The sequence below is a fragment of the Paenibacillus sp. 01T422 genome, from assembly GCF_056398785.1.
This window is the reverse complement of the sequence record NZ_JBFTQB010000409.1, coordinates 1-10,595: the sequence shown is the minus strand read 5'-3', so window position 1 is coordinate 10,595 and position 10,595 is coordinate 1. Positions and strand designations below refer to the sequence as shown.

Here is a 10,595-nt window from a genome sequence, read left to right as displayed (position 1 = left end):
GCCGCAGGATGTTCAGGCAGAAGCCTACGATTATCCATTAGCTTTCTTCGATAAGAAAGTCCATTATATCGACCGTCGGCCAGCCGCTGAGGGCGCGGTCAAACGGGCAGCCGAGCTGCTGCAAGGCAAGCGCAAGCCGCTCATCATCGCCGGCGGCGGCGTGCTCTACGCTTCCGCGTCACAGGAGCTTGCAGCGTTCGCCGAAGCTTTTGGCATTCCCGTGGCCGAAACGCAAGCCGGCAAAAGCGCTTTGCCTTGGAACCATCCGCTGCAGGTCGGTGCCATCGGCGTAACAGGATCGTTGGCAGCCAACCGGCTTGCCCAGGAAGCTGATGTCATTATCGGCGTCGGTACGCGATATTCCGATTTTACGACAGCGTCGAAGTCGGCATTTGCGCATCCTGACGTGCAATTCGTAAACATTAACGTCAGCGGTTTTGATTCGGCGAAGTTAAATGGCGTGGGGATTACCGCAGATGCGAGAGAAGGTCTTATCGCCTTGCAGGAAGCGCTTACACAGTCAACTTATAGAACCGCTTATGTGAGCGGGGAAATTGACGGGCTCAGACAACAATGGACCGCTGAAGTGGACCGTCTATACGCAGCTCAGCATGAAGCGGGACTAGCACAAACTCGCGCTTTGGGTGTCATAAACGCCGAGATTGACCCTTCCTCGGTCATCGTTTGCGCTGCTGGCAGCCTGCCAGGTGATCTGCATCGATTATGGCGACCAGTCGAGCCCAAAACCTATCACATGGAGTATGGCTTCTCCTGTATGGGGTACGAAATTGCCGGAGCATTCGGCGCTGCCCTGGCAGAACCGGAACGCGACGTATACGCCATGGTAGGCGACGGCAGCTACCTGATGATGCATTCCGAGATGGTTACCAGTCTGCAAGAAGGACGTAAGATTACCGTTTTGCTATTTGATAACCACGGCTTTCAATGCATTCATAACCTCCAAAGAAGCCAGGGCAGTGATGGATTCGGCAATGAATTCCGTTACCGGGCTGAAGCAGCAGGCGGTTTGACAGGAGCCTACATGCCGATTGATTTTGCCGCGCATGCTCGCAGTTTGGGGGCTAAGGCTTATAAGGCAAATACGGCTGAAGAGCTTCAGACAGCATTGCAGCTAGCMAAGCAGGAGTGTGTGACTACACTCATTGAAATTGCCGTTGTGCCAGGTACGAATACCGATGGGTATGAGTCCTGGTGGAATGTCGGCGTACCCGAGGTTTCCGTCTCAAGCAAGGTTGTGCAAGCGCATGAAAACATGAAAGCCCGCATTCAGGCGGTCACCATTATTTAGCGAGAGGGGAAACAGTGCATGGCAAAACAGCCTTTTAAACTTGGCATACATCCAATTAACTGGGTTGGCGAGGATGTGAAGGAACACGGTGCTGACACCACTTTTGAGCAAATTGTAGACGAGATTCAGGCGTTAGGGTTAACCGGTACCGAGATGGGACGCAAATATCCGACTGATCCTGCCATTTTGAAAAATGAGCTTGCGAAACGTGGTATTGAGCTGGTTTCACAATGGAAATCGGTGCTATTTTCGGACCCGGCTTATCGCGAGGCAGAGCTTGAAGCTTACCGCAAGCATGTAGAGTTTCTTCATGGGATGGGAAGCACAGTTATCTCTACATGCGAAGTGGGAGATTCACTGCACTTTGATCCGCGGCGTACGCCTAACGAGAAGGAAGTACTGCGTTTCGATGATGCAGCCTGGCGTTCGCTGGCAGAAGGTTTGAATGCAGCTGGAGCCATCGCACAGGAATACGGTCTCAAACTAACGTATCATCATCACGGTGGAACAGCCGTCGAGCAGCCGGAAGAAATCGATCGCTTAATGGAGCTGACCGATCCTAATCTTGTGTATCTATTGTTTGATACAGGCCACGCCTATTATGGCGGTGCAGACCCGCTTGCGGTTTTGCGTAAGCATTACGACCGTATCGCATATATTCATTTGAAGGATATTCGGCAAGAGATCCTCGATCAAGCACGCGCAGCGAACGCGGATTTCGTTACCTGCATTCGGCAAGGCGTGTTCACGGTACCTGGTGACGGATGTCTGGATTTCGCTCCGATTTTCCGTGAGCTGCTAGAGCGCAAGTACAGCGGGTGGGCGATGCTCGAAGGAGAGCAAGACCCTGCTGAACATCCAGCATATGAATACGCGAAGAAGTCGCTTGATTTTATCCAAACGCTCATATCCGAAGAAAGCAGGTAGAGAAGCCATGACTTATGTATCTTTTCCTACGAATAAGCCGCTTGATTTTGTAGCTATTGGACGCTTGTGTATCGATTTGAATGCGAACGAAATTCATCGCCCCATGGAAGAAACGATGACTTTCACCAAATATGTCGGAGGTTCGCCTGCGAACATCACGATTGGGATGTCGCGTTTGGGTCTGAATACAGCTTTCATCGGGAAAGTCGCTAATGATCAGATGGGTCGTTTCATTACGGATTATCTACAGCGCAACAAGATCGACACCACTGGTGTTGTAACGGATACAACCGGAGCCGTGACGGGGCTTGCTTTTACGGAGATTAAAAGTCCTACCGATTGCAGCATCCTGATGTACCGTGACAATGCAGCTGATCTTAAGCTGACGCCTAACGAGGTTCAAGAAGAGCTGATCGCACAGGCTAAGGTGCTGCTTATTTCCGGGACGGCGCTTGCCAAAAGCCCATCGCGAGAAGCGGTATTCCAAGCACTGAATTATGCCAAAAAGCATGGCGTTGTCATCGTCTTCGATCTAGATTATCGCCCTTATACATGGACATCACCGGAAGAGACGGCGGTTTATTATAATCTGGCTGCTGAAAAATGCGACATCATCCTCGGAACGCGTGAAGAGTTCGATATGATGGAGTGCTTCGAAAATAATGAGTCTTCCAATGACAAAGTGACGGCTTCCAAATGGTTTAACCATTCAGCCAAAATCGTCATCATCAAACATGGGAAAGACGGCTCCATTGCTTATACACAGGATGATGAGGGTCACCGAGCGAAGAGTTTCCCGGCCAAAGTCGTCAAAACGTTTGGGGCGGGAGACTCCTATGCCGCAGGTTTCCTATATGGGGTTATGCAAGGCTGGACGCTTGAGAAGAGCATGGAATTCGGAAGCGCTGCCGCATGTATCGTTATTTCCAGCCATAGCTGCTCAGATGCAATGCCTACCGTTGACCAAGTAGAAGACTATATTGAGCGCTGCAATCGCAATGAAATTACTGCTTCATAGGCAAAATTCAGAAATTAGGCAACATTGAAAGGGGAAACCACAATGACACAAGTATTGAAAAACTTGATTGGCGGAGCCTGGGTAGAATCAACTGCAACGCATAACGAAGCCGTGATGAATCCAGCGACCGAAGAAATAATTGCTTATGTRCCATTTTCAACCAAAGAGGATGTGGATCAAGCGGTTCAAGCGGCTAACGCTGCTTTCAAAACCTGGAGCGCTACACCTGTTCCTCGCAGAGCCCGCGTTCTGTTCAAGTATCAACAGCTGCTAGTCGATCACTGGGAAGAGCTGGCGCGCCTCGTAACGAAAGAAAACGGAAAAAGCTACACGGAAGCTTATGGTGAAGTGCTGCGTGGGATCGAGTGCGTCGAGTTCGCTGCAGGTGCGCCGAATCTGATGATGGGCAAGCAGCTTCCGGATATCGCAACGGGGCTGGAGTCTGGCATGTATCGTTATCCGGTTGGTGTTGTTGGTGGTATTACGCCATTCAACTTCCCGATGATGGTGCCTTGTTGGATGTTCCCACTGGCGATTGCTTGCGGCAATACGTTCATTCTGAAGCCGTCCGAGCGGACGCCGCTACTGGCTAATCGTTTGGCTGAGCTGTTTATGGAAGCCGGCTTGCCGGAAGGTGTGCTGAACATCGTTCACGGCGCGCATGATGTGGTTAACGGCATTTTGGAGCATAAGGACATTAAGGCAGTTTCTTTCGTAGGGTCTCAGCCTGTCGCAGAATATGTGTATAAAACGGCTTCCGCACATGGAAAACGGGTACAGGCGCTGGCTGGCGCCAAAAACCATTCCATCGTCCTGCCGGATGCTAACCTCGACCTAACGGTCAAAGAAATTATTAATGCTTCCTTCGGTTCCGCAGGAGAGCGCTGTATGGCTTGCTCCGTGGTTGTAGCTGTTGGAGATGTAGGCGATAAACTCGTGGAGAAGCTAGTGGAAGCCGCGGACAAAATTACAATCGGCAACGGAAATGAAGATGGTATTTTCCTTGGCCCTGTCATTCGCGGACCGCATAAGGAGCGCACGCTGCAATACATTCAGACCGGAGAGCAAGAAGGAGCTTTGCTGCTGCGTGATGGACGCAAAGATACGGCTGCGGGCGGTGAAGGCTATTTCGTTGGGCCAACGATTTTTGACAATGTGCAGTGCGATATGAAAATTTGGAAAGACGAAATTTTTGCTCCTGTGCTTTCTATCGTGCGGGTCGATTCCTTAGAGGAAGCAATCGATTTGGCTAATCGTTCGGACTTTGCAAATGGAGCATGTATCTTCACGGACAGCGGAAGTGCTGTAAGACAATTCCGGGAGACGATTGATGCCGGCATGCTGGGTGTCAACCTAGGTGTACCAGCGCCTATGGCGTTCTTCCCATTCTCAGGATGGAAGAAATCTTTCTATGGCGATCTGCATGCGAACGGCACGGATGGCGTTGAATTTTATACACGGAAAAAAATGGTAACCGCTCGCTGGTAATGCAAGTAGAAAGCGTGATGGAGATAGAGAGGAGTGGAAGGCATGGCGCTGGTTTCGATGAAAGACATGCTGCAAAAGGCGCTTGAAGAGCAGTATGCCGTTGGGCAGTTTAATTTGAACAACTTGGAGTTTACGCAGGCGATTCTGCAAGCGGCGCAGGAAGAGAAGGCACCCGTTATTCTTGGTGTCAGCGAGCCTTATATTCCCTATATGGGCGGGCTTCCATGCATCGTAGGAATGGTCAATGCACTCATTGAGCATTACGGAATTACGGTACCGGTCACCCTTCACTTGGATCATGGCACAACGTATGAGGTGTGTGTACGAGCGATTCATGCTGGTTTTACCTCTGTGATGATTGACGCCTCGCACCACACATTGGAAGCGAACATTGAGGTTACTCAGCGAGTTACTCAAGTCGCTCATGTCCTTGGGGCAACCGTTGAAGCAGAGCTTGGAAGAATCACTGGACGTGAAGATGACTTGGTGGTGGACGAAGCCGAGGGGATGTACGCAGTGCCGGAGGATTGCGTCAAACTGGTGTATCAAACCGGCATAGACTGCTTGGCGCCTGCTCTAGGTTCTGTACATGGACCCTATCGTGGTCAACCTAAACTGGGCTTCGACCGGATGGGCGAAATTCAGCGACTGACAGGTCTGATAACCAATCGGCCTGTACAGCAGCGATTCGCAGCTATCTACAAGAGCATCCGGAAGCTTATGATCCGCGTAATTATTTGATCCCTGCGCGGGAAGCGATCAAGGCTTCTGTGAAGGCGAAAATCCGTTTGTTTGGCAGCGATGGTAAAGCGGGAGGAAATGCACAATGAAGAAGATCAGAGTTGGCATCATCGGCGCGGGACGAATCGGAAAAATTCATACGGATAATCTGTTGAAATTGCCGCAAGTTGAAGTTGTTGCGGTGAGTGATTTATTTGCTGGGGAGGAACTTACGGCTTGGGCAGCGGAGAGAGGCATCGATCAAGTCGTACAGGACAGCCAGGTACTAATAGCCAATCCCGACATTGATGCTGTGTTTATTTGTTCGTCGACGGATACGCACGTACCTTTGATTAAGCAAGCGGCGAAAGCGGGCAAACACATTTTCTGTGAGAAGCCAGTTTCCATGGACATTACGCAAACCGAGGAGGCGCTGGAAACCGTACGTCAAGCAGGAGTCCAACTGCAAATCGGATTCAATCGCCGATTCGATCATAACTTTAAACGTGTGCGTGACCATGTGCAAAGCGGGACCATCGGAGAGCCTCATATTGTGAAAATCACATCGCGCGATCCGAATCCTCCGCATCCGGATTACATTAAAGTTTCCGGCGGTATTTTTATGGATATGATGATTCACGACTTTGATATGGCTCGATTCGTAACCGGCAGTGAAGTGGAAGAGGTGTATGCGCAGGGGAACGTGCTGATCAATCCGGTCTTCGCAGAGCATGGCGATGTTGATACGGCGATTGTGACGCTTCGTTTCGCAAACGGTGCACTCGGCGTCATCGATAATAGCCGTCAGGCCGTCTACGGTTATGATCAACGAGTAGAAGTATTCGGCTCCAAAGGAAGTGTCGCTGTGACCAACGATCATCCGAATACAGCGGAAATCTCCACTGCCGAAGGCATTATGCGCGATAAACCGCTTCATTTCTTCTTGGAACGCTATAATGCTGCGTATATCCTTGAGACTCAAATGTTCATCGATAGCCTAGTGAATGGTCATACGCTTCCAGTTGAAGGCTTCGATGGGCTGCAAGCAGAACGTATCGCATTGGCTGCGAAGTTCTCTAGAGCGCTGCAGCGTCCGGTAAAAATCAGTGAAATCAGCGAACTGTTGTCGCAGCAGTCTGTAGCACAATGATGCTCAATAATGTGGCAGGGAGGCAGGGATCGCATGTCGGATTCAAATCTGATCGTCAAAGCCCATGAGGCAGATAAAGAGGGTGTCGTCCTTACCGTCACTCCGGAGTCTGCTGGATGGGAGTATGTAGGGTTTCAAGTCGTCAAGCTAGCAGAAGGCCAGGTTTTACGTCGTGAAACAGGAAGCAATGAAATCTGTCTGGTTCTTTTAAGCGGGAAAGCGGACGTTTCCACTAAGCTCCAATCATGGCAAGGAATCGGTGAGCGGATGAGCGTATTTGAGAAGATTGCACCGTATTCCGTGTATGTGCCAAATGATGATGTATACGAAGTTAAGGCCCTAACGGACGTGGAGTTGGCGGTATGCGCCGCTCCTGGCTTTGGCCGTTACCCAGCTCGATTGATTGAGCCAGCTCAAGTTGGCATTGAGGCTCGCGGATACGGCAATATCGAGCGCCGGATTCATAATATCCTCCCAGAACAAGAGTCAGCGGATAGCTTACTCGTTGTGGAGGTTTTTACCCCAGATGGGCATTGGTCCAGCTACCCGCCTCATAAGCATGATCGGGATTCACTTCCTGATGAGTCGTTGCTGGAGGAAACCTACTATTTCCATGTTCAGCCTGAGCAGGGTTTTGCGATTCAACGTGTGTATACAGATGATTGCTCCCTGGATGAGACGTTAGTTGTCCGTGATGGTCAAACGGTGCTGGTGCCAAAAGGTTACCATCCCGTATGTGCGCCGCCTGGATATGAAGTGTATTACTTGAATGTGATGGCAGGGCCTACGAGAACGTGGAAGTTCCATAATGATCCTGATCATGCATGGCTAATGACGAAACCTCGCGAATAGCGGCTGGACGACGGGTTGCAACTTGGATGCCTTCTGAGCATAATAGAGACTAATGTGGAAGAAACAACGATGGGAGAAGCAAATGAAGGCAACCATATATGATGTAGCCCGTGAAGCCGGTGTATCGATAGCGGCCGTTTCGCAGGTAATCAACGGAAAAGGCAAAATCAGCGAAGAGCGCCGCAACGAAATTGTTCTCGTCATGCAGCGGTTGAATTATCGACCGAGCGTGATTGCTTCAGCTTTGACAGGCAAAAAAACTTATACACTCGGGCTGCTCGTCCCCGATATTTCTAATCCTTTCTTTGCTGAAATCGCGCATGCGGTTGAAGATCAAGGACATAAGCTCGGTTATAGCATCGTCATCTGCTCAACACATAACGAAGATGAGCGAATTGAGCGGTATTTGACGCTGCTGCAGCAAAAAAGTGTCGACGGCATGATCATCGGTACCGGAATGGATAATTTGGAACTTCTGTCTCCTCTGGTAGATAAATCGATTCCGATTGTATCTATTGCTCGGGAGATGGCAAGTCCCTATGTACAAACCGTGCATGTTGGTGACTTCGAAGGGGGCCAATTAGCGGCGCAGCACTTGCTGGAGCTCGGACATACCCGGATTGCTGTGCTCGCCGAGCATCTGAAGGTCAGTTCCTCCCGTGAGCGCATTCGCGGGTTCCGCGAAGCGTTAGCGGGCGCCGGGCTTGAGCTGCCGGAAGCCTCAGTGAAGTCTGGCGGCTATGATCTGCTTCGCGACGGCAAGCGCCAAACGATGGAGCTGCTCCAGCAGGAAGGGCGTCCTTCGGCGCTCTTTTGCTGCAATGATCTGCTCGCTATCGGGGCGCTTCAAGCCGCCAAAGCTTTGGGTCTGCGCGTACCGGAGGATGTGTCGATCGTCGGCTTCGACGATACGATTCTGGCCTCGGTCACAGACCCGCCTTTGACCACGATTGCCCAGCCCATTGAAGCAATGGGGAAGCTGGCGGTTGATCTTGTGATCGCGCAGCTCGCAAACAAGGCGGAGGCCAAGCCAGAGCAAGTTCTAAAGCCAGAGCTGGTTGTACGCAAGTCTACCGGAGCAATAAGCAAGTAAACAAGCAGGGACCAGTCGATGATTGTCGAATGGTCCTTTCTTGTTGGCTTGGAAGGTGATATTCTTGTCTTATAACATTGTTTTGGCATTCATTATAAAATGGGGGGGAGATTTTTTTGGAAGCTAATAAGTCCTGTTGTTCAGCAAGTCGCGATGCAGCTACACAAGCTCACTCCGACGCTCCGACACCTGTTCAGGCACAGACTCAGGCGGTTGGCCCTAGCGTCAGTCAAGTTTTGGACAAGTCGAGTATGATCTATTTGGATGGGGGTACGTTCCTAATGGGGACGGACGACCAAGAAGGTTTCCCCGCTGATGGTGAAGGACCGGTACGAGAGGTGACAATCAAACCTTTTTACATAGATCCATGTACAGTAACCAATGCGGAATTTAAGCAATTTATTGATCAAACGGGGTATAGAACGGAAGCGGAATCGTTCGGATGGTCATTTGTTTTTCATCTGTTTGTGTCCGAAGCCACGGCTCAAAAGGTGAAATCCGCTGTGCAGCAAACACCATGGTGGTGGGTTGTAGAGGGTGCTGACTGGCTGCATCCGGAGGGACCGGAGTCRAGTGTGGAAGATCGGTGGGATCATCCGGTTATTCATGTGTCCTATCAGGATGCGCTAGCTTACTGCAAATGGTCTGGCAAGCGTCTACCTACAGAAGCCGAATGGGAATACGCAGCTAGGGGCGGCTTGGTACAAAAGCGCTATCCTTGGGGAGATGAGCTGAAGCCGGGCGGCCAGCATAGATGCAACATTTGGCAGGGGAAATTCCCGATCAAAAATAACGCCAGTGATGGCTATGCAGGTACTGCGCCGGTTCGGGCTTTCGAGCCTAATGGCTACGGATTGTATAATGTCTCTGGCAACGTTTGGGAGTGGTGCTCGGACTGGTTCAGCCCGGACTATCATATCAAAGCCAAACGAGTGAACCCGTCAGGGCCTCCTTCTGGCCAAGCCCGTGTGATGCGCGGAGGTTCTTACTTGTGCCACAAATCGTACTGCAATCGGTACCGGGTAGCTGCGCGAAGCAAGAACACACCGGACAGCTCAACTGGAAATATTGGTTTCCGCTGCGCAGCGGATGCTGAATAGAGACATTGCTTTCGCGATAGGAGGTTCGGCTTACTGTGATCAAATGTAGACATTGTTCCAAAACGACTGATCTTCAATTGCAGAAATGTACGCACTGCGGAGTAGTTCTGGGTTATTCGGTTGCAGAGAAATTCGATTTACTTGCTGAATCGGTTGAGCATGCACTGAAGAAGGAATTGGAAGCGAGAAGAAAGCTGAAGCATTGATGAGTTTTTTGAGTAGGAAATGAGTAGGAAATGTGAGTAGGAATAATGAAAGGTCGCTTGCAAAGCGGCCTTTTTTTGATTTGGGGCAATTCAAGCAGAAAATCAGGTCGGTGGTAATAACAGTAGTTCTCCCACTCAGGGTTATTAACGCCTCAGCATTAATAGTGGGAAAACTACCGTTAATCTGCGCTGCACAGTGGCAGGGAATGATTTAACGGTAGAAACTCCATTTAAAGCGTCGGTAGCTACCTAGACTTTGGTTGATTATGCTAAATTAGAGGTAGAAAATCAAGCTAATCGTTCAAAATTGGAAGAATCCCGGAAAATAGCTGGAGTAATCGGCGTTAATCACAATCCTCCCCCGCCAAAATTACGGCCTCTAATTTCTCTATTCGGAGGCTCTATCAAACCGCAAAATAGCCGTATTTTTGCACAAGATGTGTGTACATTTGGAAGGAGAATATTGGTAAGCTTGAACCAATAAGCTGAAGGAGGAAATAAGCATGCTGAAAGTAGCTATTATTGGTGCAGGTGCCATATCGACCGCACATATTGAAGCCTATTTGAAATTTCCGGAGCGCTGCCAAATTGTGGCGATTAGTGATATCTATGTGGACAAGGCGCAGGAGCGGATCGACCATTATGGTCYGAATGCCAACGCCGTCAAAGATTATAAAGAACTGCTCACGGGGGAAATTGACCTCGTTTCCATTTGTACACCACCGTATACGC

10 protein-coding genes and 1 pseudogene are annotated in these 10,595 nt (G+C 50.1%); all 11 read left to right on the top strand.

What is annotated here, in order from left to right; all coding sequences use genetic code 11:
* On the top strand, positions 1–1,309 hold a 1,309-nt coding region (locus tag AC1DUA_RS21595), incomplete at its 5' end, for a thiamine pyrophosphate-dependent enzyme (RefSeq protein ID WP_477501732.1).
* Between the two features lie 18 nt (positions 1,310–1,327).
* Positions 1,328–2,236, top strand: coding sequence for a myo-inosose-2 dehydratase (gene iolE, locus AC1DUA_RS21590; RefSeq protein ID WP_477501731.1), 909 nt, complete (start codon positions 1,328–1,330; stop codon positions 2,234–2,236).
* A gap of 7 nt (positions 2,237–2,243) precedes the next feature.
* On the top strand, positions 2,244–3,254 hold the full coding sequence (gene iolC / locus AC1DUA_RS21585) for a 5-dehydro-2-deoxygluconokinase (RefSeq protein ID WP_477501730.1): 1,011 nt from the start codon (positions 2,244–2,246) through the stop codon (positions 3,252–3,254).
* 42 nt (positions 3,255–3,296) lie between these two features.
* A complete protein-coding gene (locus AC1DUA_RS21580) occupies positions 3,297–4,742 on the top strand; it encodes a CoA-acylating methylmalonate-semialdehyde dehydrogenase (RefSeq protein ID WP_477501729.1) in 1,446 nt (481 codons plus the stop codon).
* A gap of 42 nt (positions 4,743–4,784) precedes the next feature.
* Positions 4,785–5,572 (top strand): annotated as a pseudogene (locus tag AC1DUA_RS21575) (ketose-bisphosphate aldolase).
* On the top strand, positions 5,569–6,612 hold the full coding sequence (iolG, locus tag AC1DUA_RS21570; RefSeq protein ID WP_477501728.1) for an inositol 2-dehydrogenase: 1,044 nt from the start codon (positions 5,569–5,571) through the stop codon (positions 6,610–6,612). The pseudogene AC1DUA_RS21575 and the gene iolG overlap by 4 nt, the downstream one beginning before the upstream one ends.
* A 33-nt stretch (positions 6,613–6,645) precedes the next feature.
* The gene (iolB, locus tag AC1DUA_RS21565; protein WP_477501727.1) at positions 6,646–7,464 is read left to right on the top strand and encodes a 5-deoxy-glucuronate isomerase; all 819 of its coding nucleotides are present in this window, start codon (positions 6,646–6,648) and stop codon (positions 7,462–7,464) included.
* An 82-nt stretch (positions 7,465–7,546) separates the two neighbouring features.
* Positions 7,547–8,557, top strand: coding sequence for a LacI family DNA-binding transcriptional regulator (locus tag AC1DUA_RS21560; RefSeq protein WP_477501726.1), 1,011 nt, complete (start codon positions 7,547–7,549; stop codon positions 8,555–8,557).
* A gap of 116 nt (positions 8,558–8,673) precedes the next feature.
* Complete coding sequence (locus AC1DUA_RS21555; protein WP_477501725.1) at positions 8,674–9,657, top strand: formylglycine-generating enzyme family protein; 984 nt, start codon at positions 8,674–8,676, stop codon at positions 9,655–9,657.
* A gap of 35 nt (positions 9,658–9,692) precedes the next feature.
* Positions 9,693–9,863 carry a hypothetical protein gene (locus AC1DUA_RS21550; protein ID WP_161406315.1) on the top strand — a complete coding sequence of 57 codons (171 nt, stop codon included), beginning with the start codon at positions 9,693–9,695 and terminating at the stop codon, positions 9,861–9,863.
* 503 nt (positions 9,864–10,366) lie between these two features.
* A partial coding sequence (locus AC1DUA_RS21545) for a Gfo/Idh/MocA family protein (protein ID WP_477501724.1) occupies positions 10,367–10,595 on the top strand: 229 nt, incomplete at its 3' end.